The sequence below is a fragment of the Actinopolymorpha singaporensis genome, assembly GCF_900104745.1.
GTDB classification, from domain to species: Bacteria; Actinomycetota; Actinomycetes; order Propionibacteriales; family Actinopolymorphaceae; genus Actinopolymorpha; species Actinopolymorpha singaporensis.
In genome coordinates, this window is sequence record NZ_LT629732.1 from 1,534,482 (window position 1) to 1,557,189 (window position 22,708).

Annotated in this window: 22 protein-coding genes; 13 read left to right on the top strand and 9 right to left on the bottom strand. The window is 72.1% G+C overall.

Annotated elements, in window-relative coordinates:
• Positions 1-6 precede the first annotated feature (6 nt).
• Positions 7-456 carry a DoxX family protein gene (locus tag BLU27_RS06935; protein WP_092651697.1) on the bottom strand — a complete coding sequence of 150 codons (450 nt, stop codon included), beginning with the start codon at positions 454-456 and terminating at the stop codon, positions 7-9.
• 91 nt (positions 457-547) lie between these two features.
• Positions 548-1,069, bottom strand: a complete 522-nt coding sequence (locus tag BLU27_RS06940) for a VOC family protein (RefSeq protein WP_092651699.1) — start codon at positions 1,067-1,069, stop codon at positions 548-550.
• A 105-nt stretch (positions 1,070-1,174) separates the two neighbouring features.
• Between BLU27_RS06940 and BLU27_RS06945 the strand changes: the two genes are divergently transcribed.
• Genes BLU27_RS06945 through BLU27_RS06955 form a run of 3 tightly spaced genes read left to right on the top strand, consistent with a single transcriptional unit; the run spans position 1,175 to position 2,891 of the window.
• The gene (locus tag BLU27_RS06945; protein WP_092651701.1) at positions 1,175-1,675 is read left to right on the top strand and encodes a MarR family winged helix-turn-helix transcriptional regulator; all 501 of its coding nucleotides are present in this window, start codon (positions 1,175-1,177) and stop codon (positions 1,673-1,675) included.
• 45 nt (positions 1,676-1,720) lie between these two features.
• Positions 1,721-2,374 carry an HAD family hydrolase gene (locus tag BLU27_RS06950; RefSeq protein ID WP_092657291.1) on the top strand — a complete coding sequence of 218 codons (654 nt, stop codon included), beginning with the start codon at positions 1,721-1,723 and terminating at the stop codon, positions 2,372-2,374.
• 7 nt (positions 2,375-2,381) lie between these two features.
• Positions 2,382-2,891: a hypothetical protein gene (locus BLU27_RS06955; RefSeq protein WP_092651703.1), complete on the top strand. Its 510-nt coding sequence runs from the start codon at positions 2,382-2,384 to the stop codon at positions 2,889-2,891.
• Positions 2,892-2,936: 45 nt separating this feature from the next.
• Here BLU27_RS06955 and BLU27_RS06960 read toward each other — a convergent pair whose 3' ends face one another.
• The gene (locus tag BLU27_RS06960) at positions 2,937-5,855 is read right to left on the bottom strand and encodes a helix-turn-helix transcriptional regulator (RefSeq protein ID WP_206744640.1); all 2,919 of its coding nucleotides are present in this window, start codon (positions 5,853-5,855) and stop codon (positions 2,937-2,939) included.
• 148 nt (positions 5,856-6,003) lie between these two features.
• Between BLU27_RS06960 and BLU27_RS06965 the strand changes: the two genes are divergently transcribed.
• The gene (locus BLU27_RS06965; protein ID WP_092651707.1) at positions 6,004-6,372 is read left to right on the top strand and encodes a nuclear transport factor 2 family protein; all 369 of its coding nucleotides are present in this window, start codon (positions 6,004-6,006) and stop codon (positions 6,370-6,372) included.
• Positions 6,373-6,537: 165 nt separating this feature from the next.
• Positions 6,538-7,509 carry a zinc-binding dehydrogenase gene (locus tag BLU27_RS06970; RefSeq protein ID WP_092657293.1) on the top strand — a complete coding sequence of 324 codons (972 nt, stop codon included), beginning with the start codon at positions 6,538-6,540 and terminating at the stop codon, positions 7,507-7,509.
• A 182-nt stretch (positions 7,510-7,691) separates the two neighbouring features.
• Here BLU27_RS06970 and BLU27_RS06975 read toward each other — a convergent pair whose 3' ends face one another.
• Positions 7,692-8,819 (bottom strand): L,D-transpeptidase, encoded by a 1,128-nt coding sequence (locus tag BLU27_RS06975; RefSeq protein WP_241827825.1) that lies wholly within the window; start codon positions 8,817-8,819, stop codon positions 7,692-7,694.
• Positions 8,820-9,354: 535 nt separating this feature from the next.
• Here BLU27_RS06975 and BLU27_RS06980 point away from each other — a divergent pair.
• Positions 9,355-10,293: a sulfotransferase domain-containing protein gene (locus tag BLU27_RS06980; RefSeq protein ID WP_092651709.1), complete on the top strand. Its 939-nt coding sequence runs from the start codon at positions 9,355-9,357 to the stop codon at positions 10,291-10,293.
• A gap of 28 nt (positions 10,294-10,321) precedes the next feature.
• Here the strand turns inward: BLU27_RS06980 and BLU27_RS06985 are convergent, their stop codons facing one another.
• A complete protein-coding gene (locus tag BLU27_RS06985; protein WP_092651711.1) occupies positions 10,322-10,798 on the bottom strand; it encodes an NUDIX hydrolase in 477 nt (158 codons plus the stop codon).
• A 260-nt stretch (positions 10,799-11,058) separates the two neighbouring features.
• Between BLU27_RS06985 and BLU27_RS06990 the strand changes: the two genes are divergently transcribed.
• Positions 11,059-12,474 (top strand): SGNH/GDSL hydrolase family protein, encoded by a 1,416-nt coding sequence (locus tag BLU27_RS06990; RefSeq protein WP_092651713.1) that lies wholly within the window; start codon positions 11,059-11,061, stop codon positions 12,472-12,474.
• A gap of 98 nt (positions 12,475-12,572) precedes the next feature.
• On the opposite strand, the gene BLU27_RS06995 is transcribed toward BLU27_RS06990, so the two are convergent.
• Positions 12,573-12,959 (bottom strand): VOC family protein, encoded by a 387-nt coding sequence (locus tag BLU27_RS06995; protein ID WP_092651715.1) that lies wholly within the window; start codon positions 12,957-12,959, stop codon positions 12,573-12,575.
• Between the two features lie 69 nt (positions 12,960-13,028).
• On the opposite strand from BLU27_RS06995, the gene BLU27_RS07000 reads away from it, so the two are divergent.
• From BLU27_RS07000 to BLU27_RS07010, 3 genes are all read left to right on the top strand, one after another.
• Positions 13,029-13,802: a TetR/AcrR family transcriptional regulator gene (locus tag BLU27_RS07000; RefSeq protein WP_197681715.1), complete on the top strand. Its 774-nt coding sequence runs from the start codon at positions 13,029-13,031 to the stop codon at positions 13,800-13,802.
• 129 nt (positions 13,803-13,931) lie between these two features.
• Positions 13,932-14,729: an SDR family NAD(P)-dependent oxidoreductase gene (locus BLU27_RS07005; RefSeq protein WP_092651717.1), complete on the top strand. Its 798-nt coding sequence runs from the start codon at positions 13,932-13,934 to the stop codon at positions 14,727-14,729.
• A 65-nt stretch (positions 14,730-14,794) separates the two neighbouring features.
• Entirely contained in the window at positions 14,795-15,814 is a 1,020-nt protein-coding gene (locus tag BLU27_RS07010; protein ID WP_092651719.1) for a pentapeptide repeat-containing protein, read from the top strand.
• Here BLU27_RS07010 and BLU27_RS07015 read toward each other — a convergent pair.
• Together BLU27_RS07015 and BLU27_RS07020 are read right to left on the bottom strand one after the other, a co-directional pair.
• Positions 15,786-16,331, bottom strand: a complete 546-nt coding sequence (locus BLU27_RS07015; protein WP_092651721.1) for a hypothetical protein — start codon at positions 16,329-16,331, stop codon at positions 15,786-15,788. The genes BLU27_RS07010 and BLU27_RS07015 overlap by 29 nt on opposite strands.
• 3 nt (positions 16,332-16,334) lie before the next feature.
• Positions 16,335-17,540 (bottom strand): MFS transporter, encoded by a 1,206-nt coding sequence (locus tag BLU27_RS07020; protein ID WP_092651723.1) that lies wholly within the window; start codon positions 17,538-17,540, stop codon positions 16,335-16,337.
• A gap of 174 nt (positions 17,541-17,714) precedes the next feature.
• Here BLU27_RS07020 and asnB point away from each other — a divergent pair, with 174 nt between their 5' ends.
• Positions 17,715-19,661 (top strand): asparagine synthase (glutamine-hydrolyzing), encoded by a 1,947-nt coding sequence (gene asnB, locus BLU27_RS07025; RefSeq protein WP_092651725.1) that lies wholly within the window; start codon positions 17,715-17,717, stop codon positions 19,659-19,661.
• A gap of 26 nt (positions 19,662-19,687) precedes the next feature.
• Here the strand turns inward: asnB and BLU27_RS07030 are convergent, their stop codons facing one another.
• Positions 19,688-20,263, bottom strand: a complete 576-nt coding sequence (locus BLU27_RS07030; RefSeq protein WP_092657299.1) for a GNAT family N-acetyltransferase — start codon at positions 20,261-20,263, stop codon at positions 19,688-19,690.
• 116 nt (positions 20,264-20,379) lie between these two features.
• Here BLU27_RS07030 and BLU27_RS07035 point away from each other — a divergent pair, with 116 nt between their 5' ends.
• Together BLU27_RS07035 and BLU27_RS07040 are read left to right on the top strand one after the other, a co-directional pair.
• Positions 20,380-21,405, top strand: coding sequence for a serine hydrolase domain-containing protein (locus BLU27_RS07035; protein ID WP_157728281.1), 1,026 nt, complete (start codon positions 20,380-20,382; stop codon positions 21,403-21,405).
• A gap of 167 nt (positions 21,406-21,572) precedes the next feature.
• Positions 21,573-22,640, top strand: a complete 1,068-nt coding sequence (locus BLU27_RS07040) for a YihY/virulence factor BrkB family protein (protein WP_197681716.1) — start codon at positions 21,573-21,575, stop codon at positions 22,638-22,640.
• The last annotated feature ends 68 nt before the right edge of the window (positions 22,641-22,708 follow it).

Sequence of the window (22,708 nt, forward strand, 5' to 3'; positions counted from 1 at the left end):
GCTTGGTCAGGCCGGTGCGCCGACCTTGACTGTGGTCGTACGAGCGCGGCGGCCGAACAGCAGCGGGTCCAGGCCGATCCGCCCGGAACCGAACGCCGCCAGCAGCAGGGCTGCCAGCCCGATCGACACCACGAGCTCGAAGCCGCCCGCGGTGACGAAGACGCCGTTGCCGGCGTGCACGAGCGCGAACGCCCCGGCCATGTCGAGCGCGACGAGGACCCCGACGAGGGGCACCACGAGGCCCAGGACGAGGGCCGCGCCGCCGACGAGTTCGACCGCGGTCGCGAAGTAGGCGCTGGCGGTCGGCAGGGGGATGCCCATCTTGTCGAAGCTCGCGGCGGTGCCGGCGAGCCCGAACTCGTCGAACTTCTGCCAGCCGTGGGCGATCAGGACGACGCCGAGGCCGACCCGGGTGAGCAGGAGGGCGAGGTCGCGAACGATGCGCGGGGACTTCATCTGGTCGGTGGTCCTTCCGTGGTCGAGGCGGTGCGGGTCGTCGGGTTCACGGGTGGATTCACGAGCGGGTTCATCCCGGGCGACGCCGGATTCAGGCCGGATCGACCGCGGAGCTCGCGCCGGGCGTGGTCGCGCCGTACCGCCGCTTCTCCTGTTCCAGGTCGAGCGGGCGGATGCCCTTGCGGCCGGCGAGCGTGGCCTCGTCGAGCAGCTTGGCCGGAACGAACCACGCCACCTCGAACTCGATGCCGTCCGGGTCGCGGCCGTACAGGCTCTTGCTGGTGCTGTGGTCGCTGGCGCCGACCAGGGCCCCGGCGGCGACCAGTCGCTCCCGCACGGCGTCGAGCTCGGCGAGCGTGTCGACCTCCCACGCGAGGTGGTAGAGGCCGACGGTGACCCGGCCGGCCTGGGAGGCACCGGCCTGCGCGCCGATCTCGAACAGGCCGAGGTCGTGGTCGTTGGACGAGCCCGCGGCCTGGAGGAACGCCGCGCCGGTGAAGCCCTCCGGGGTCATGTCGACACGCCGGAAGCCGAGCACGTCGGAGTAGAACGCGACGCTGCGGTTCACGTCCCGTACGTACAGCACGGCGTGGTTGAGACGGGTGATCGGCATGGCGACCGTCCTCCCTGGAACGAGCCAGTTGGTTGAACGCTTGACTACCCCCCGACCATAACAGAGGATCATCAAGCGTTCAACTATTTCGGGTACGATGGAGCCGTGGCGGAAACCAGGTGGCTCGACGACGGTCAGCAGCGGGTCTGGCGGGACTTCCTCGCGGCGACCCGGCTGTTCTTCGAACGCCTCGACCAGGAGCTGCAGGCGGAGGCGGGGATGCCGCACGCCTACTACGAGATCCTCGTCCGGCTGTCGGAGCACCCCGACCGGGAGATGCGGATGAGCGAGCTGGCCGACCTGCTCGGCTCCTCCCGCAGCCGGCTCTCCCACGCCGTCGCCCGGCTGGAGGAACGCCGCTGGGTGCGCCGCCGCGCCTGCGCGACCGACCGGCGCGGGCACTTCGCGGCACTGACCGACGAGGGCTTCGCCGCGCTCGAGGCCGCGGCACCCGGGCACGTGGAGGGCGTACGCCGGCACCTGTTCGACCAGCTCAGCGACGACCAGGTGGCCGAGCTCGGCACGATCAGCGCCACCCTCGCCCGCCACCTGGAGGCCGGCCGCGAGAGTGCCGCCCGGCAGGCCCGCGAGACGGCCCAGGAGTGACGCCGTGGGACGGGACCCGATCCGGCATGGCCTAGGGTGCTCGGCGTGGCCTCGACGTACAAGCTGGTGATCTTCGACTGCGACGGCGTGCTCGTCGACAGTGAGCCCCTCGCCCTCCGGGTCGACACCGAACTCTTCGCCGAACTCGGCTGGCCGCTGTCCAGCGAGGAGATCGCGCGCCGGTTCGTGGGCCGGACCACCGACTACATGATGGGCGAGCTGGCCGCGCATCTCGGCGCGCCGGTGCCCGAGGACGTCCACGCCAGGTTCGTCGCGCGCTACCGCGAGGTGCTCGCCGCCGAGCTGCGCCCGGTCGAGGGGATCGTGGAGGCGCTCGACCGGATCGCCGGCCTGACCTGCGTCGCCTCCAGCGGCAGCCACGAGAAGATGCGGTTCACCCTCGGGCTCACCGGACTGTACGAACGCTTCGAAGGCCGCATCTTCAGCGCCACCGAGGTCGCGCACGGCAAGCCGGCTCCCGATCTGTTCCTGCACGCGGCGCGCTCGCTCGGTGTCGACCCGGCCGACTGTGCGGTGATCGAGGACAGCGAGTACGGCGTATTGGCCGCGCGTGCGGCCGGGATGACGGCGTACGGTTATGTCGGCGGCGGGATCATCCCCGCCGAACGGCTCGCAGGCCCTGGCACCACGTTGTTCAGCGACATGCACGAGCTTCCGGGACTGCTCGGGGAGGGGTGACCCGCCGATGTCCGAGGTCGGCCGGAAGGGTTACCGCGCGGGCATCCGCGCGGACGCACGACCTGGCGCCGGAGCGTCCTCGGGTGCCACCCGGTGGGCGCCGACACTGGTTCTGGCGTTCGCGTTCGTCGTCTCGATCTTCCACTACGTCGACAACACCGTTCGCTTCGACCGGTACGCCGTCAATCCCGACAGCCCGATCGCCGGCGCCGGGTCCTGGGTGGTCCCGGTGGCCTGGGTGGTGCTCACCGCCGTCGGCATGATCGGCTACCTCGCCTACCGCGAGGGACGCTGGTGGCCGGCGGTCGGCGGGATCGCGGTCTACTCCGTCAGCGGCCTGATCAGCGCGGCCCACTACACCGACGGGCCGCCCTCGGCGTTCGACGGCGTGCAGAACCTCCTCATCGTCGCCGACCTCGTGGCCGGGATCGCGGTGCTGGGGCTCGCGCTGTGGGTGATGTTCCGGCGCGCGCTGGTGGCCGACGCCCAGGCCGGCACGGCCCACCTGCAGGGCTGAGGCAACCTCGGTCCGCCCGGCGTCGCGGGCGGGCGGTGGCCGGAGTCAGCGGTCGGCGAGGACGATCGCGGCGAGCTGGGCCCGCGAGGTCACGCCGAGCTTCGGATAGGCCTTGTAGAGGTGGTAACCGACGGTACGCGGGCTGAGGAACAGCTGGGCGGCGATGTCCCGGTTGGACCTGCCCTCGGCGGCCAGCCGGACGATCTGGAGTTCCTGCGGAGTGAGCGTGGCCAGCAGGTCCGGCGCCTGACCGCCGGTCGGCCTGCTCGCCCCGGTCGGCCTGCTCGGCCTGGTCAGCGTGGCCGGCGCCCCGGCCGCGCGGAGCTCCGCCCGGGCACGGTCCGCCCAGGGATCCGCGGCCAGGTGTTCGAACGCGGTGAGTGCGGCCGCGAGCTGGGTACGGGCGGCGGTCGGGCGGTGAACCCGGCGCAGCCACTCGCCGTACAGCAGTCTGGTGCGCGCGGCGTCCCACGGCTTCGCCGACACCTCGTGGAGCTCGAGCGCCGCGGCGAAGTCCGCCTCGGCCTCGTCGTCCGGGGCCAGCAGCGCCCGGCATCGGCGGACGAGCGCGTCGACCCAGGGCTGGCGTACCCACGAGGCCCATTCGGTCAACCGGGCAAGGGGTTCGGCGGCCCTGTCCGGCGCGCCGAGGCGGATGGCGGCCTCCACCTGGTCGGGTGCGCAGCGGGTCGCGGGTACCTGGTGCCGGGCCGGGCCACGCGCGACGGTCTCGAGCCGGGCCAGGCACGCCTCGGGGCGACCGGTCGCGAGGTCGTGCGTCGCCATCGCCCACTGCGTCCACGTCGGGCCTGGGGAGGAGTCGCCCGCGGCGGCGGCCCGCACCGTGTCGACGAGTTCACGAAGGTGGGGTTCGTCGCCGCGCAGGGCAGCGAGGTAGGCGCGGACGCCCCCGAAGTGGCTCACCGCGTGTGCCTGCCCGGTGTCGGCACCGATCCGCATGGCCTCGTCCAACTGGGCAGCGGCGTTCCGGTGCCGGTCGAGGAAGAGTTCGGCCTCACCGAGCGAGCCGAGCGCACCCGCGAGCCAGCCGATCCGTCCGTCGGCGCGGACCTGGTCGGCGAAGGACGCGAACACGTCGTACGCCAGGTCGTCCTGGGCGGTGATCCAGGCCGCGCCACCGATCATCACCGTGGGGAGGAGGTCGCGGCTGCCGGCTCGCCCGAGCGCCTCGGCGACGATCGTCGGCGGCGGGCCGCCGTCCCGGTCGGTGTCGGCGGCGTCGCCGGTGTCGGTTGGCTTGGCGTTGTCGCCGGGGTCGCCGGGGTCGCCGGGGTCGCCGGGGTCGCCGGGGTCGCCGGGGTCGCCGGGGTCGCCGGCTCCGCCCGCCAGCCGGGCCAGCAGGGTCATCAGCGGGAGGATCGCCCGGTGCGGATGGTCGTCGGGCAGCCGTACGCCGCGCAGCCGGTCCGCCGTCGCCCGGCTCAGCTCGCGGTCGCCGGTGAACCAGGCGACGTACATCGCCTGCATCAACAGCCAGGCGGCCTGCGGCTGGTCGTGCGGGGCCGCCGCGGTGGCGCCGTCGAGCAGCAGGCGGTGCGCGGTCGGGAACGCGCCGGCCCAGAAATGGGCGGTCGCGCGGGCCAGCGCCAGCCGGGCGCGTTCGGTCGAACGCCCCTGGCGGAGCTCGCGCTGGTCGTCGGGGGTGTTCGGAACGCGGTCGGCGAGGGCGAGCGCCCGGGTGAAGTCGCCGGCCCGGGCGGCGGACTCGGCGGCCAGCAGTAACCGTCGGGCTCGGCTCCGCGTGGTGGTGCTCGACCGGGCGGCGCGTTCGTACGCCGTCGCGGCCGCCGCGTCCCCACCGCGCTCGGCCGCCCGGGTCGCGCTGGCCTCGAGTTCGGCGGCGACGCCTTCGTCGGGGCCGGTGCTCGCCAGCGCGAGATGCCATGCCCGCCGATCGCGGTCGGAGGGGTCGTCGAACGCCGCGGCCAGCGCCCGGTGCGCCTTCAGCCGCAGCCCGAGCGGAGCGCCCTCGTACACAGCGGAGCGCACCAACTGGTGTCGGAACCGGATCGTGCCCCCGTCGGCGACGACCAGACCGGCGGACTCGGCGTCGGCCAGGTCCGCGAGCCCGGCACCGAGCTCACCCGCCGCCCGGAGCACGACGTCGAGGTGCCCGGCGTCCTCGGCCGCGGCGACCAGCAGGGCGAGCTGCGTCCTCGGTGGGAGCCGGCGTACCTGACCGTCGAAGGCGACCCGCAGGCGTTCGGTCAGCGGCAGAGCGCCCGGCCGGATCGCCTCGCCGGTCGGCGCGGCGGCGAGCGCGGCGGGAAGCTCCGCCAGCGCCAGCGGGTTGCCGTGGGCCTCGGCGAGCACGCGAGCGCGCACCTGAGCTGTCAACGGTCCCTTGACGGGACGGGAGTCGAGCACGGCGGTCGCGGCGTCGGGGGCGAGCCCGGCGAGGCGGAGTTGGGCCAGTCCGGTCGAGGGGAAAGCATCCGCGGTGTCCCGGGCGGCGAACACCACGGCCACTCCGTCGGCGTCCAGCCGGCGGGCGGCGAACGTCAACGCGTCCGCCGACGCCCGGTCCAACCACTGCGCGTCGTCGACCAGGCAGACCGCACCGCCGTCCTCTGCGACCTCCGACAGCAGCGAGAGGACGCCTAACCCGACGAGGAACCGGTCGCCCCCGGCCGGGGCCGAGGACAGCCCGAACGCGGCCGAGAGCGCGCCGGCCTGGGGTGGTGCCAGCGCGCCGATCCGGTCCAGCACCGGGTGCAGCAGCAGGTGGAGTCCGGCGTACGGCAGCGCCGCCTCCGCCTCGATCCCGGCGCCGCGGAGCACGCGTACCCCCGCGGCCCGCGCCCGGTCGGCCAGGTCGTCGAGCAGCGCGGTCTTGCCGATGCCCGGCTCGCCTCGCAGGACGAGGACGCCGCTGCGGCCCGCCCGGGCGTCCTCGACCAGGGACGCCAGGCGTTCCTGCTCGCTCGCCCTGCCGTACAGCACGGTCGCACGGTACCTGGCGGCGACGGATCCCGGTCGGTCCCGGTCAGTCCCAGTCATTCGACAGATGCCGCGTACACCCCGCGATTCCTAGCGTGTGAGGCACATCGAAACGCACGACATGGCACGAAGCCAGTAGGAGGTAACCACCATGAGCGACTTCACCGAACTCGTCGAGCGCTACATCGCGACCTGGAACGAGACCGACGCGGCCGCCCGCCGGGCAGGCGTCGAGGCGGTTCTCGCCGAGGACGGCACCTACACCGACCCGCTGGTCGACGTGGCCGGCCACGACGCGTTCGACGCGACCATCGCGGCCGTGCAGGCGCAGTTCCCGGGCCTGGTGTTCCGGCTCGGCGGCGGCGTCGACACCCACCACGACATCGCGCGGTTCACCTGGGAGCTCGGGCCCGCTGACGGCGAGGCCCTGGTCGTGGGGTTCGACGTCGCGGTCCGCGGCGAGGACGGGAGGATCCGGGCGGTGCTCGGGTTCCTGGACAAGGTGCCCGCCGGCGCCTGAGGTCCGTACGACTTCCTCTCCTACCGCACGAATCCGTGCCCTCGGTTCCGGCTGCCGACGTACGCCCGTCGCTCGAACGGTTTGACCTGAACCAAGGTTGAGCCAGCATGGTGGCGGGCGTACTGCGGAACCGGTTGCGAAGCCCGAGGAGGGGATGTGGAACAGATGTGGGCCGTACGGGTGAAGGAGTTCGGCGGGCCGGAGGTGCTCGTGCCGGAGCAGGTGCCCGCGCCGGTCGCCGGGCCGGGGCAGGTCGTCATCGGCGTCGAGGTGGCGGACACCGGCTTCGTCGAGACCCAGATCCGGCGCGGGGCCTGGCGGGACTACTTCCCGGTCGAGCTCCCGTGGGTGCCCGGCAACGCGGTGGCCGGCCGGGTGCTCTCGGTCGGCGCGGACGTGGACCCGGGCTGGGTCGGACGCCGGGCGGCGTCCGCGACCGTCGAATGGGGCGGGTACGCCCAGCAGGCGCCGGCCCCCGCCGAAGCGCTGCTCGCGGTACCGGACGAGGTGGAGACGACCGTCGCGGCGGCCCTGCTGCACGACGGGGTCACCGCGCTCGGGGTGTTCGAACCGGCCGCGCCCGGGTCGGGTGAGACGGTGCTGATCACGGCTGCCGCGGGTGGCATGGGCGTACTCCTCGTCCAGTTGGCCCGGTCGGCGGGCGCCCGGGTGATCGGGGCGGCGCGAAGCGAGGCGAAGCTGGCCCACCTGCGGACGTACGGCATCGAGGTGGTCGACTACGGCGAGCCCCACTGGACGGCACGGGTGCGCGAGCTGGCCGGGCCGCGCGGAGTGGACGTCACCTTCGACGGCGCCGGAGGCGACATCGGGCGGACGGCGTTCGACCTGACCGCCGACGGGGGACGCATGTCCGCCCACGGAGCACCCGGCGGCGGTTTCGCCGCGATCGAGCCGAGCGAGGCGGAACGCCGCGGGGTGACGCTGCGCGGCATCGCCGACGTGCAGTTCGCACCGGTGGAGGCGGCCCGGCTGGCCGGCCGGGCACTGGAGCTTGCGGCCGCCGGCCGGCTCCGCCCGGTGATCGGGGCGAGGTTCCCCCTGGAACGCGCGGCCGACGCGCACGCCGCGATCGAGGCGCGGTCCGTGGTGGGCAAGACGTTGTTGACGGTGAACTGACAGTCGGGCTTCCGCCCGGGACGATTCGGGCGGGGGAGGAGCCCGCCGCTCCCTCCCCCGCCCTTCCTTCCCCCCGGCGCCGGCTCGTCCGCGACGGCTCCGGCAGCCGTCATCGCGTGCGGACGTCACCGACGCGTTCTGGCGGGGCCGGCCGGGCAGCTACCCGGGGCTGAGGTCCGGTCTCAGCCGAGCGCGCTGCCGGCCTTCCATTGCGTCCAGGAGAGGTTCCAGTCGCCGTACCCGTTGGTGAGTTCCATCCGCGGCCCGGCGGGGTTGTGCACCTCGACCGGATCGCCGATGCGGGTGTGGTGGAACAACCAGTCGGAGTCCTCGAGGTTCATGCCGACGCAGCCGTGGCTGACGTTGGAGTTGCCCTGGGAACCCGTCGACCATTCGGCGGTGTGCAGGAACTCACCGCTCACCGTGACCCGGATCGCGTACTGCGAGAGCAGGCTGTAGCTCTCCGGTACGCCGATCATTTCGTTGGTGAACACGTAGTCGGTCTGCTTGTCGATGATCACCTTGGTGCCCTGCCGGGTCTCCCAACCGGGCTTGCCGCCGGTGACCGCGATGGTGCGCTCGAGCTTCCCGTCGATGTACGTCCGCGCGTGGTGGTCCACCAGGTCGACCTTGGTGACCACGGAGTTGCCGATCTCGAAGTTGCGGGTGAGGTTCGCCGTGCCCCACACGTCCGCGCCGGCGTTCACCTTGTCCAGGTCGGCGCTCAGCGTCACCCTGGTGTGTGCCGGCCAGTACGTCTTCGGCCGGTAGTGGATCTCGGAGGGGCTGATCCAGTGCCAGGCCCCCACGACCGGTCTGGACGTCTTCACCTGCAGGCGTTTCTCCACCGCGGCGCGGTTGCGCACGGCCGCCGAGAACCGGACGGCGATGGGCATTGCCACGCCGACCTCGGCCCCCTCGCGCGGCATGACGTCGGTGTTCAGCGCCTTCGATGGCTGGGTGGTGCTGAACGTCCGGGACGTCTGTGAACTCTTCCCGTCGCGGTTGACCGCCTGCGCCTGCACGCTGTAGACCTCGGCCGGCACGAGTGCGCCGGTGGCTGTCCACGTCGTTCGCGCGGGGTTCAGCGAACCCGTCAGCGCGTGTCCGGTCGGGTCGGTCACCCGGACCCGGGTGAGCATGCCCCCGGAGGCCGCCACCCTGACCGGGGTGTGCAGGCCGACCGCCACCGCGTTGTCGAGCGGGTTGGTGGCGATCCGGGCCAGTGGTGCCCGGCCCTTGTCCTTGTCATTGTCCGGGGCGCCGGATCCCGTGCAACCCGCGGCGAGCGCGGTGCACGCGGCGAGCACGGCAATTCCGGCGCCTCGAATTCCGGCGCCTCGAATTCCGGCGCCTCGAATTCCGGCGCCGCCGTTCCGCCGGCGTGGCTGGATGAATTCGGCCGACCCCGGAAATTCGGGTGAACCGGTGAGTTTTGTCGGTGTCGAACCTGTGGTCTGCGCCGTGTGAGGCGGGCGCCCTCGTCGTAGGACCATCTCGACCCCCTGTACCGGCGGCCATCGGGCGAGGTGTTTGCTTCCTTCGGCAGGGCCTCGGCGCTGAGGTGGTGCACCTGTCTCGGGGAAGGTCGTCGCTGTGGTGCCACCCAAAGATTACCCAACGACAGAGTTCGGCAACGGGCAGTGAGAGTTTTTCGTCGTACGCCGTTCCCGCCCGCTCGGCGAGAGTTCGGAATGTCCGAAGCGAAACTGTCTCGGCTGATTTCTCGGGCTGGTGGAGAAGAGTGCGCAGAACGTTGTTTCGCGATTCAGCTCCGGACGGCCGGAACCCCACCAACAGGAAAATGCGTGCCGGCCCGGCGAACGGCTCGATAACATCCCGCGCATGCCCGGTGATCATGGCGGTGTGGTTCCGCCCGTTCGCTACCGTTCCTCCGACGAGGACAGCGCCCGCTGGCTGGAGTTCGCGTTCCGGCCCGGCGACATCGTGATCAGCACCCGTTCCAAGAGCGGAACGACCTGGATGCAGATGATCTGTGCGCTGCTGGTCTTCCGGACGCCCGACCTGTCCGCGCCGCTGAACGAGTTGTCGCCCTGGGTGGACTGGCTGGTCGAGCCCGCCGACAAGGTGTTCGCCCGGCTGGAGGCGCAGCGGCACCGCCGGTTCGTGAAGACGCACACGCCACTGGACGGTGTGGTGCTCGACCCACGGGCCACCTATGTCGTGGTCGCCCGCCACCCGCTGGACATGGCTGTCTCGCTCTATCACCAGGGCGCGAACATCGACCGCGACCGGCTGCGCGAACTCACCGGGCAACCCGCCGCCGAGCCGTCTCCGGAGAGGGCGCAGCCGGCTCGGCCCCGGCCGCCTCTGCGTGAGTGGCTGCTGTCGTGGGCCGCGAGTGAAGCCGATCCCCGGGAGGAGATGGACTCCCTGCCCGGGGTGGCGTGGCACCTGTCCGACGCGTGGGCCCGCCGCGACCAGCCGAACGTCGTCCTCGTCCACTACGACGACCTGTCCGCCGACCTCGAGGGGCAGATGCGCCGGCTCGCGGACATTCTCGGGATCGAGGTGCCGGAGGGGACGTGGCCGGCGCTCGTCCAGGCGGCGACGTTCGACCGGATGCGGGCCCGTGCCGACGAACTCACCCCCAACCCGGCCGGCGTTCTGAAGGACAACGCGGCGTTCTTCCGGCGCGGCCGGTCCGGGGCCGGCCGGGAGATTCTCGGCGACGACGAGTGGGCGAACTACCGGGCGCGTACGCAGGCGATGGTGCCGGCCGACCTGTGGGCGTGGCTCCACCGGGAGCAGGCCGCCGGCTGATCAGGGCTTCCGGCCGGAGGCCGCACTGTCACGTGAAACGGGCCGGCGTGCCAGGCCGCCACGCCAGCCCGTCGTCGATCCGCATGCGCATGGACGGATGGATGTCCAGGGCTGCCAGGTCGTTCACCGGGACCCACCGGGCGGCGCTGGTCTCGCCCGGCTGCGGGCGCAGCGAACCACCGATGGGCTCGGCCCGGAAGCAGACGCTGAACTGCTGGCGTACCTCGCCGTCGTCGTAGCGCATCACGTGCCGCGGGTCGGTGTAGACGCCGACCAGGCCGGTGACCTCCACGTCGAGCCCGGTCTCCTCCGCGGTCTCGCGTACGGCCGCGTGTACGGCGGACTCGCCGCGGTCGACGCCACCGCCGGGCAGCGCCCACCTGTCGTTGTCCACCTTGTGGATCAGCAGCAGGTGCCCGTCACGGACGACGACCGCGGTGACCGACGGAACGATGCTGGTGGGGAACGGCGCGTTCGGGTCGTCCCAGAAGTCGACGCGCGCCATGCGCTTCCTCCAGCCTGCGTTCTCCAGTGGGCCCTGTCGGTGGTGTCGAGCATGCTGTCCCGACGGACCAGTCCCGATCGATCAGTGTCGCTCGATCGGTCTCGATCGATCAGTTCCGACCGATCCGACCGATGCGACCGATGAGTTCCGGCCCGAACACAGGTCGACACCCCAGAGCGTTCCACACCGCTCCGCCGTTCCAGTGCCTCACCGTTCCACTGCCCGCACCGTTCGATCCCGCTTACCCGCAAGGAGTTCCCATGCGCTCGAAGACCGTCCCGGCAGGGGCGACCAGACTGTCCGCGGCGTTGGTGGCCGTGCTCGCGACGCTCGCGTTGCTGGCCGCGTCGGCCGCGGTCGTCGTCGGACCGGCAGCCACCGCGCGCGCCGACGACCGATCCCAGCACGACAGCCGAGCCCAGCACGCATCACAACCCGCATTCCCACCCGCATCTCAGCACGACGATCGATCACCGAACGGCGGCCGGCACCCGCGGGCCGCGCACTGGACCGCGGCGTGGGCCGCTGCAGTGCACCACCCGTTCACTCTGCCGGAGTGGTTCGGCCCCAACTGGTCGGAGGAGGGGTTCGCCGACCAGACGGTGCGGCAGGTCGTACGGGTCACCACCGGTGGTGCACAGGTTCGGGTCCGGCTGTCCAACCGTTTCGGTACGGCGCCGCTCCGGGTCACCGGGGTCACCGTCGCCAGGGCGGGCGACGGCGCCGCTGTCCGGCCCGGGACCTTGCGGCCGGTGACGTTCGGCGGCCGGACGAGCACGACCCTTCCTGTCGGCAGCGACCGCGTCTCCGACCCGGTGCGGCTGCCGACGCGGGCGCTGCAGCCGCTCGCGGTGACGATGTACTTCGCCCGGCCGACGGGTGCGACGACCTTCCACGAGGGCGGGCTGACCACGACCTACCGCGCGGCCGGTGACCACCGCTTCGCCAACGCGGCCGGGCCGTTCGGCGGCGAGACCACCCACTCCTACTACCTCCTCACCGGCGTGGACGTGACCCGCGGGCCTGGTCGCCAGACCGGCACCGTGGTGGCGTTCGGCGACTCCATCACCGACGGCGCCTTCTCCACCGCGAACGCCGACAACCGCTATCCGGACGAACTCGCCGAGCGCCTGGTGGCCGCCGGGCGGCGGCTCGGAGTCGTCAACCTGGGCATCAACGGCAACAAGGTTCTGGGTGACTCGACCTGCTTCGGTGAGCGGGGAGTCGGGCGGTTCGGGCGGGACGCGCTCGGCCAGCCCGGTGTCCGCACCGTGATCGTGCTCGAGGGCATCAACGACATCGGCTCCGGCGGGCTGCCGGACACCGGCTGCGGTACGGCGCCGAAGGTCACCGCCGGACAGATCATCGCCGGCCACCGCGCCATGATCGCGGCAGCGCACTCTCGCGGGGTCAGGATCCTGGGGGCGACGCTGACCCCGGTGAAGGGCAACGAGTACGGCTACGACACCCCGGAGAACGAGCGGATCCGCGACGAGGTGAACCGCTGGATCCGTACCAGCGGCGAGTACGACGGGGTGGTCGACTTCGACCGGGCGGTCGCCGACCCGAACGACCCGGACGCCTTCCTGCCGGCCTACGACGGCGGCGACCACCTGCACCCCAACGACGCGGGCATGCGGGCGATGGCCGAGGCGATCGACCTGGCCGACCTCTGACCTGCGGCAGGGGCCGGGTGCCGATCGGCACCCGGGCCCCTGCCCTTCTCATCGGTCGTTCGCTCGCGCTCGTCGCCGGTCGTTCGCTGGCGGCGTCGTCAGGAGCGGGGGCCGTTCCAGTCGACGAGCTGGACGATCACGCCGTTGGGGTCACGTACCTGAAAGGCACGCTCGCCCCACTCCTCGGCTGTCAGGGGCATGGTGATCGTCACACCCTCGGCCTGCAGGCGGGCGAGTTCGCCCTCCAGGTCCTCGACCACGAACGCGAGGATGATCCCGCGGGCGTGATCGTCCCGCTGGTCGTCGGGCAGGGTTTCCAGGCCCCGCCGCAGGAAGACGACGTTCATGCCGGTGTCCTCCCGGGTCAGCGAGGCGAAGCCGGGTGCGGCCATCTCCTCCACGAAGCTGAAGTGCCTGGTGAGAAAAGCGCTGGCGGCCGACACGTCGTCGACGTTCAGCGACACGGCGGACGAGGTGATCTTCACGGGACTCCCTGGTGATGCTTGGCCAGTAATGCCGTACACAGTACGTCGTACAGCGTACGATGCGCAAGAATGATTCCCGTGCCGATCGAACGCAGCAGCGCCGGCGACCCCGCCCGCACTCTCGCCCTGTTGTGGCGGGACCCCTCCGTGGTGCCCCGCCGTGGTCCCTCGCGCGGCCTGAGCCTGGACGCGGTGGTCGACGCCGCGACCGAACTCGCCGACGAGGAAGGACTCGCCGCGGTGACCATGCGGCGGGTGGCCGAGGCGGTCGGCGCCGCTCCGATGACGCTCTACACCTACGTCCGGGGCAAGGCGGAGTTGCTCGACCTGATGCTCGACGCGACGTACGCCCGGATGCGCCGCGCCGACACCGCCGGGGAGCCGTGGCGCCGGCGGCTCACCGCGGTCGCCGAGGAGAACCGCGCGCTCTACGACGCGCATCCGTGGGCTGCAGGCGTCTCCACCCTCCGCCCGCCGCTGGGCCCCGGGCTCGTGGCGAAGTACGAGCACGAACTCGCCGCGTTCGACGGGCTCGGGCTGACCGACGTCGACCGGGACGACTGCCTGACGTACCTCCTCGCGTTCGTCCAGGCCAACGCCCGGGCCCGGATCGAGGCCCGTGCGGCGGCGTCGGAGAGCGCGATGAACGACGAGCAGTGGTGGGCGGCCGCGGGACCGCTGCTGTCGAGGGTGCTCGACCCGCAGACCTATCCGCTGGCCACCCGGGTCGGTTCGGCGGCCGGCGCGGCGCACGGTAGCGCGCACGATCCCGATCATGCGTTCGCGTTCGGGCTGGCGCGGGTCCTCGACGGCCTGGCCGCGGTCATAGACCGGCCGTCGTAGCACCGCCGGTACGCCGGTCGGCGTAACCCGATCCGCTCCCGTCGGCCGATGACCCGGCCGCCGCCGTGCCCACAGGATGGTGCGAACCGCGAAGCCGGCCGTCTTCGCGAGGACACCTTGGGAGGGGCCATGACGGAGAGGACGCTCGACGGGCAGGTGGCGATCGTGACCGGGGCCAGCCGTGGCATCGGGGCTGTCACGGCTCGGGTGCTCGCGCAGAAAGGCGCGTCGGTGGTCTGCTCGGCGCGGGACGAGGTGGGACTGGCGGCGGTGGCGGAGGACATCACCGCGGCCGGCGGCAGTGCGATCGCCGTACCCACTGACGTCGGGGATGCCGGGGCGGTGGCCCGGCTGGTCACCCGCACGGTGGAGGCGTACGGGCGACTGACGATCGCCGTCAACAACGCCATGGGCGGCGGACACCCGCCGACCCGGCTGGCCGACGTCGCCGTCGACGACTTCGACAGCGCACTTCGGACCGGGCTGCGCGGAGTCTTCCTGTCCATGAAGTACGAGATCCCGGCGATGCTCGCCTCCGGTGGCGGCGCCATCGTGAACATGACCTCGACGGCCGGCGTGCACCCGATCGGCGGGCTGGCGGGCTACGTCTCGGCGAAGGCCGGGGTGATCGGGCTCACCCGCAGCGCCGCCCTGGACTACGCCGAGGCCGGAGTACGCGTCAACGCGCTGGCGCCCGGGCCGACCGCCACCGAGCGCCTACGGGCGGCCGACCCGAAGTCGATGCGACGAATCACCGACTCGGTGCCGATGCGCCGGATGGGCGCGGCCGAGGAGGTGGCCGCGGCCGTGGTCTGGTTGTGCTCGCCCGCGGCGGCGTTCGTCACCGGTACCGTCCTTCCGGTGGACGGCGGCATGCTGGCGGGTGCGGCCCCCTTCGGCCGGCCCGCCCCCGAGCGCGAGGCGTGAGCCGGGCGCGGACGCCCCGCACCCCTTCGCCGCCTGATCCACAGGACACGCCATAGCCTGGTTCGGTGAACGATTCCCGGGAGGAGCTCCGTGCCGACTGCGCGCGGTGTTTCGCCCTGTGCTGCGTCGTACCGGCGTTCGCGGCGTCGGCGGACTTCGCGATCGACAAGCCCGCCCGCACGCCCTGTCCCAACCTGCACCCGGACTTCCGCTGCGGGATCCACGACCGGCTGCGCCCTCGCGGGTTCCCCGGCTGTACGGCGTTCGACTGCCTCGGCGCGGGCCAGCAGGTCGCGCAGGTGACCTTCGGCGGCCGCGACTGGCGCGGACACCCGGACACCGCGCAGCCGATGTTCGACGCGTTCGTGGTGATGCGGCAGTTGTACGAGTTTCGCTGGTACCTCACCGAGGCGCTCGCGCTGACCGAGGAACTGGCGGCGGCCGAGGTGCGCGAGGCGAGCGGGACGGGCGAGACGACGGGGCGTCCGCGGACACCGGATCCGGCCGCTGTCCGCACACTGCGCGCGGAACTCACCGAGGTGCAGGACCTGACCGAACGCCACACCCGCGCCGACGTCGGCAGCCTGCGCGAACTCGACCTTGACGCCCACCGGTCCGCTGTCAACCCGCTCCTGCGGCGTACCAGCGAACTCGTCCGGTCCAAGTCGCTCGGACCGACACACCGGGGTGGAGGTGCCGTGGGTACGGCAGGCCGCGGGCGGGGGCGAGGCAGGCGGTCGCGTTCGGGTGGGGCGGACAGGGCAGGCCGGCGGGACAGGCACCGACGGCGCGGGGATCTGCGGGGCGCCGAACTCCCCGGAGCGGACCTGTTGGGCGCGGACCTGCGCGATGCCGACCTGCGCGGAGCGGATCTGCGCGGCGGCTACCTCATCGGTGCCGACCTGCGCGGAGCGAACCTCTCCCGGACGGACCTGATCGGTGCCGACCTGCGCGCGGCGGACCTGCGCGGTGCACACGTGCGCGAGGCGTTGTTCCTCACTCGTACGCAACTCGCGGCGGCCAACGGCGACCGAGCCACCGAGGTGCCGCCGTGGTTCACTCCGCCCGCTCACTGGACGAACTGATCGCCGCGCCGGCCCCTCCTGGCGTACCGCCCGCGTCCGTTGGGTCAGTTGTGCCTGTCACCCGGCGCCGGCGCGCGTACGCGAGCGGAGCGGCAACCAGCAACGCCGCCGAGGCCACCGCAAGCGCGGCCATCAGCGGGTTGAACCACACCGGAACGATCTCCTGGCCCCGGCACACCGTGCTGAGCGGCAGCAGGCCGGAGGAGTCGGGGAAGGCCCGCGCACCCATGGTGAAGTAGCACGTCTTGTCGGGGAAGAGCCCCGGCGAGTACCTCAGTACTCCGTACGCGTACGCCTCGACCGTCCCCACCGACACCAGGGCCGCGAGCCACCCCAGCGAGGAGACGGTGGCGAGAGCAGGCCGATCGCCGACGCGGTACCCGGTGCGGGAATGTTCGACGCGGCGGCGGACCAGGCGTACGACCCGGGTGGTGAGAACGCTGGCGGCGAGCAGGCAGGTAGCCGGTCCACCCACCGCCAACACCAGCAGCGCGATGAGAACCAGTGCCTTGAGCACGCCTCACGCCCCCGCCGGCACGGGCGGCGTTCCCATCGCTCGGCGCCCGCCGGACCAGGCGACGGCCATCGCCAGCACGCCCGCGGCCAGCGACACGAAGAACCCCGCGTTCGCGCCGTGGCTGTCGATCACCCGCCCGGCGACCGCGCCGCCCAGAGCGATCCCGCCGACCAGCGCGCTCGTCGACCAGGTGATGCCCTCACTGAGCCGGCTGGCGGGGACGGTCTCCTCGACCCGGGCCACGCTCGCGATCATCGTCGGCGAGATCGTCAGCCCGGTGAAGAACACGATCGGTGCCAGCAACCCGAGGTGGGAGACGAACGGCAACGGCACCATCGCCGCGGTGATGGCCGCCGTGCCGATCCGGAACCGTGTCAACGGCGGCTTGCGCAGGGTACGGCTGCCCAGGACCGCTGCGGAGATCATCGAACCGGTGGCGGTGATGCCGAGCAGAACGCCGGACCACGCCCGGGCGTCGGCCTGGGTGGCGAGGGCGATCACGGAGATGTCGAACGCGCCGAAGAGGGTGCCGATCCCCACGCTCGCGCCGACCACCGGGAACAGCGCCGGCCAGCCCAGCGGCGCCGCGGGGGTGCCGCCTCCGCCGCGGCCGTGGGCGGGCGGCTCGGTGTCGCGGAGCGCGGACAGCAGCAGGGTGCCGACCAGGCCGCAGCCCAGTGCGACCAGGAGCCCGGCGTTCGGGCTGATCCCGGTGGCGAGGAACGTCACCACCGGCGGCCCGATCATGAACAGCAGCTCGTCGGCCACCGCCTCCAGCGCGAACGCGGTCTGCAGGCTCGGCCCCCGTCCGAGCAGATGGCTCCACCGCGCCCGGACGTACGAACCGATCGACGGCGAGGTCGCCCCGGCCACCCCGGCCAGGACGACCGTCACCGCGAGCGGCGAGTCCACCTCGACCGCCACCACCAGCCCACCCAGCGCCGCCGCGTTCAGTCCGGCGACGGCGGGCAGGGTGCGGTGCTGGCCGTGCCGGTCCACCAGGCGGGCCTGCATCGGAGAGCAGACGGCTCGGAAGACCACGAAGACCGCGGACACCACGCCGGCCAGGCCGTACGAACCGGTCTTCGCCGAGACCAGGATGACCAGGCCCAGCGACACCATCGAGATCGGCAACCGGGCGAGCAGTCCGCTGGCCGAGAACCTCAGGGCGCCGGGTTGGCGCAGCAGACCGCGATAGGGGGCGAACACACCTCCGACACTAGAGCCCCGCTCAGCCGGAGCGTTCCGAGGATGGCGACCTATGTTGGACGGGTGGTGCGGTGGTGACGCGCCACCGTGACGGCGGGGGCCAGGTCGCGACGAGCCGGGCTCCCGGAGCGACCCGGCGGAGGCCGGCCCGGAGCGAAGGGGACGAACACCTGCATGTGTGGCATCACCGGCTGGGTGGACTTCGAGCGCGACCTTGACCACGAGCACGCGGTGCTGGCCGCGATGACGGCGACCATGGCCTGTCGGGGCCCCGACGACGAGGGGATGTGGACCGACGCGCACGTCGGGCTGGGGCACCGCCGGCTCTCGGTCATCGATCTCCAGGGCGGCCGGCAGCCGATGATGGCCGACAGTGGATGCGGCGCCGGCTCCGGAACGCCGGACCCCGGAGGCCCTGGAACGCCGGACCCCGGAGACCCTGGAACGCCGGACCCCGGAACTCCCGACCCCGGAACTCCGGCGGCCGTACTCACCTACAGCGGCGAGGTCTACAACTTCCGCGCGCTGCGCGAGGAGCTGGCCGCGGCCGGACACCGGTTCCGCACCCGCAGCGACACCGAGGTCGTCCTGCACGCCTACCTGGAGTGGGGCGATGACCTCGCCGGCCACCTCAACGGCATGTACGCGTTCGCCGTCTGGGACACCCGGGCGGAGTGCCTGCTGTTGGTCCGCGACCGGATGGGCATCAAGCCGCTGTACTACTACCCGACACCGCACGGTGTGCTGTTCGGTTCGGAGCCGAAGGCGATCCTGGCCAACCCGGCCGCGAGGCGGGTGCTGGACGCGGACGGCCTGCGGGACCTGCTGTCGTTCGTCAAGACGCCCGAGCACTCGCCGTTCGCCGGGATGTACGAGGTACGCCCGGGCTCGGTGGTCCGGATCGACCGCTCCGGCCTGCGCAAGCGCCGCTACTGGCAGCTCGAGGCCCGCGAACACCCCGACGACCTGGCCACCACGGTCGCGACGGTGCGCGAACTGCTGGACGACATCGTCACCCGCCAGCTCGTCTCCGACGTACCGCTGTGCACCCTGCTGTCCGGTGGCCTGGACTCCTCGGTGATCACCGCCTTGGCGGCGAACGGGCTGGCGGAGCGGGGCGCCGGGCCGGTCCGGTCGTTCGCCGTCGACTTCGTGGGCCAGACCGAACGGTTCAGGGCGGACGCGATGCGGGACGCGCCGGATGCGCCGTACGTCCACGAACTCGCCAAGCATGTGGCCGCGGACCACAGCGACATCGTGCTGGACACCCGGGACCTGATGGACCGGGAGGTGCGGTCGGCCGTGCTGCGGGCGAACGACGCGCCCAACGGCATGGGAGACATGTTCACCTCGCTCTACCTGCTGTTCAGGGCGATCCGTGGGCACTCGACCGTGGCGCTGTCCGGCGAGTCGGCCGACGAGGTGTTCGGCGGCTACCTGTGGTTCCACGACCCCGAGGCCGTGCACGCCGACACGTTCCCGTGGCTGGCGATGTTCGGGCGCGCGGGCGGTGAACGGCTGGGGCTGCTCGACTCCGGTCTGATCAAGGCGCTGGATCTGCCTGCCTACCGCGCGGACTCCTACGGCCAGGCGCTGGCCGAGGTGCCGAGGCTGCCCGGTGAGGTGGGCCTGGAACGCCGGATGCGGGAGGTCGGCTACTTCCACCTCACCCGGTTCGTGCAGTACCTGCTGGACCGCAAGGACCGGATGAGCATGGCCAGCGGCCTGGAGGTGCGGGTGCCGTTCTGCGACCACCGGCTGGTGGAGTACGTCTTCAACGCGCCATGGGCGATGAAGACGTTCGACGGACGGGAGAAGAGCCTGCTGCGCGCGGCCACCGCCGACCTCTTGCCGGAGTCCGTCTCCGCGCGGCGCAAGAGCCCGTACCCCTCGACCCAGGACCCGGCCTACGAGCAGGCACTGCACGAGGAGTTCGGCAGGCTGCTCGCCCGGCCGGACGCGCCGGTGATGCCTCTGGTCGATCGGGAGCAGGCCCACGCCATCCTCACCGAGTCGGTCGGGTCGGTGAGCTCGGAGTTCGCCCGGCGCGCCGTCGAGCTGGTGCTGGGACTCGACCAGTGGCTGGAGGAGTACGAGGTCGAAGTCGACCTGCCCGCCTGAGATCTCCTGACACCGGGCGTCGTCGGTCAGTCCGGGGCGGCGTAACAGTGGATGGTGACGGTCTGATCGGCGCCCCATCGCTGCTCGACGTAGCCGAGCCGGTGCCAGCCCAGCCGCTCGTAGAGAGCGACAGCGGACCGGTCGGAGTCCACCACGTCGAGGACCGGACGCAGGCCATGGGTTCGGGCGTACTCGACCGCCCGGGTCACCAGCCGCGTACCGGCACCCCGGCCCCGCGCGGCCGGGCCGACGGCCAACCGGCCGAGGACGGCGGGCCGCGGAGCTCCTTCGTGAGCACCCCCGTCCCGTTCGCGGAGCAGGCCCGGAGCCACGTCCCCGGGACGGCAGTGCGACAACGCGACGTGGCCCACGACCATTTCGTCCAGCAGCGCGACCCAGGCCGCGAGAGGAGACGAGCCCACCAGCCACTCGACCGGCCGCTCGGGCCAGATCAGCGGGTAGCCGTCGCGTTCGTGCACTTCGGTGAGCAGGCGTACGCAGCCGGGCAGGTCGGCGTCCTCCCGCGGGCGTACCCGAACCCGCCCGCCCTGGCCACCGACGCCGTCCGGGGCTTCGTCGTGGCGGGTTGGGCCGTCGTTCACGTCCTCATCCAACACCGGGCCCGGCAACCGCCCGCCCCCGGCTCGTGGATCCCTTGGCTGCGAGGACTCAAGCCCCCGCCCGTGGCATCATGCGGCATCACCGAAGTGGGGGGATGATGGACGACCTCGAAGTCTCTGACAATTCTGACGGCTTCCTGCCTTCCGCCGTCGAGGACCACCTGCGCGCGCGGATGGAGCAACACCACATCCCGGCCCTCGGCCTCGCCGTCGTCCGCGGCGGCAAGCCGGTGGCCAGGGCGTACGGCACCGCCAACCTTGAGTGGGACGTCCCCGCGACGACCGACACGGCGTTCCAGCTCGCGTCGGTGACGAAGCTGCTGACCGCCACCCTGCTGATGCTGGTGGTCGAGGACGGGACGCTGCGGCTCGACGCCCCGGTGGGGAAGTACCTCCCCGACGCCCCGCAGAGCTGGGAGCAGGTCACCGTACGCCGCCTCACGTCGCACACCTCCGGCCTGAGCGACGACGTCGGCAGTCCCGCGTCCGTCGAGGAGGCGGTGCACGCGGCGTTCGAGTGGCCGCTGGAGTACGAGCCGGGTTCGCAGGTGCGGTACGGCCTGTCGGACTATGTCGTACTGGCCTACCTCCTGGAGGCCGTGACCGGGCGGACCTTCCCCGACCTGCTGCGCGAGCGTCTCACCGAGCCCCTCGGGATGACCTCCACCCGGTTCGACAACGCGGCGGACGACGGTACGGCCCGGGTCAGCGACGTCCTGCCCCGGCGCGCCACCATCTACGACGTACGCGACGACCGCCGACAGGTGTACGCGTTCCTCTTCCCCGCCTGGACCTACGCGGCGGGCGGGCTCTACTCCTCACCCGCCGACCTCGCCACCTGGGCGGCGGCGCTGCGTGGTGGTGACCTGCTCTCGCCGGCCTCGGTACGGGAGATGTGGACGCCGGAACGACTGCGGGACGGGTCGGCCGGTCCGTTCGGCGTCGGCTGGATCGTCGACCAGCGCCACGGGAGCCCCGCGGTGGGCCACAGCGGTGGTCCCGCCCTGGCGGACGTGATGCACCTGGTGGACGACGACCTGACCGTGGCGGTGCTGACGAACCAGCAGAGCCTCCGCCCCTACCTCGCCGGTGAGGTCGCCGACCTGCTGCGTTCGGCCGGCTAGGCCCGTCCTGGGCGGATCTCGTACGGTTTCGGCTCGCTGCGTCGGGTAGCGGTTCCCCATACAGTCGTCCCAGCTGCGACTGCTCCGACACCACGGTCCACCCCCTGACCGGTCGTAGCCACACGGCACGGCCCGCCCGGGAAGACCGTCCAGCCGAAGGATGAGGGATGACGACACACGCTGGTGGCAACGGCGCGTCCGACAGGGACGCGCCCCCGGCGGACGCGGAGGAGAAGCCCGACAGTCCGCTCGACCTGAAGTCGCCGACCCGGAAGTTCATCCTCAAGAACACCTTCCGGGAGTTCCTCGACGACGAGTGCACCGACCTCGCGGCGGGGCTGACGTACTACGCCGTCCTCTCCCTCTTCCCCGCCATCCTGGCCCTGGTGTCCATCCTCGGGCTGGTCGGGCAGAGCAAGCAGACCACCTCGATGCTGATGGACATCCTGCGTGGCCTCGGCGCCGACAGGGCCGTCAGCACCATCCAGCCCGTGGTGGAGCAGCTGACGCGCAGCCAGTCGGCGGGATTCGCGCTGGTCATCGGTCTGGTGATGGCGTTCTGGTCCGCCTCCGGTTACGTCAACGCCTTCAGCCGGGCGATGAACCGCGTGTACGAGGTCCAGGAAGGCCGGCCGATCTGGAAGCTGCGGCCGGTGATGCTGGGCGTCACGGCGCTGGTGCTCCTCCTGGTGGCGCTCACCGCGGTCGGCCTGGTGATCAGCGGACCGCTGGCGAAGACGATCGGCGGCGTGATCGGGCTCAGCAGCGTCGCCGTCACGGTGTGGAGCATCGCCAAGTGGCCGGTGATGCTGTTCATCGTCATCTTCATCGTCGCGGTGCTCTACCACCTCACGCCCAACATCAGGCAGCCGAAGTTCCGCTGGCTGAGCATCGGTGCGGTCGTCGCCATCCTCACCTGGGTGGTCGTCTCGGTCGCGTTCGGCTTCTACGTCGCCAACTTCAGCAACTACAACAAGACCTACGGTTCGCTCGGCGGCGTCATCGTCTTCCTGCTGTGGATCTGGCTCACCAACCTGGCACTGCTGTTCGGCGCGGAACTGGACGCGGAGATGGAGCGCGGCCGGGAGTTGCAGGCTGGGCTCCCCGCAGAGGAGGAGATCCAGCTGCCGCCCCGCGACACCAGCAAGATCGACAAGGATGCGAAGAAGGAAGAGAAGGCGATCGACGAGGCGCGTGAACTCCGCGAGGAGGCGGCCGCGGCCGACGAGACGTGACCGGCTGACAGCACGTCGTCAGGTCAAGGGGGACCTCCTGCCGGGTGGTGCGGTGCGTCCTGGTTCCG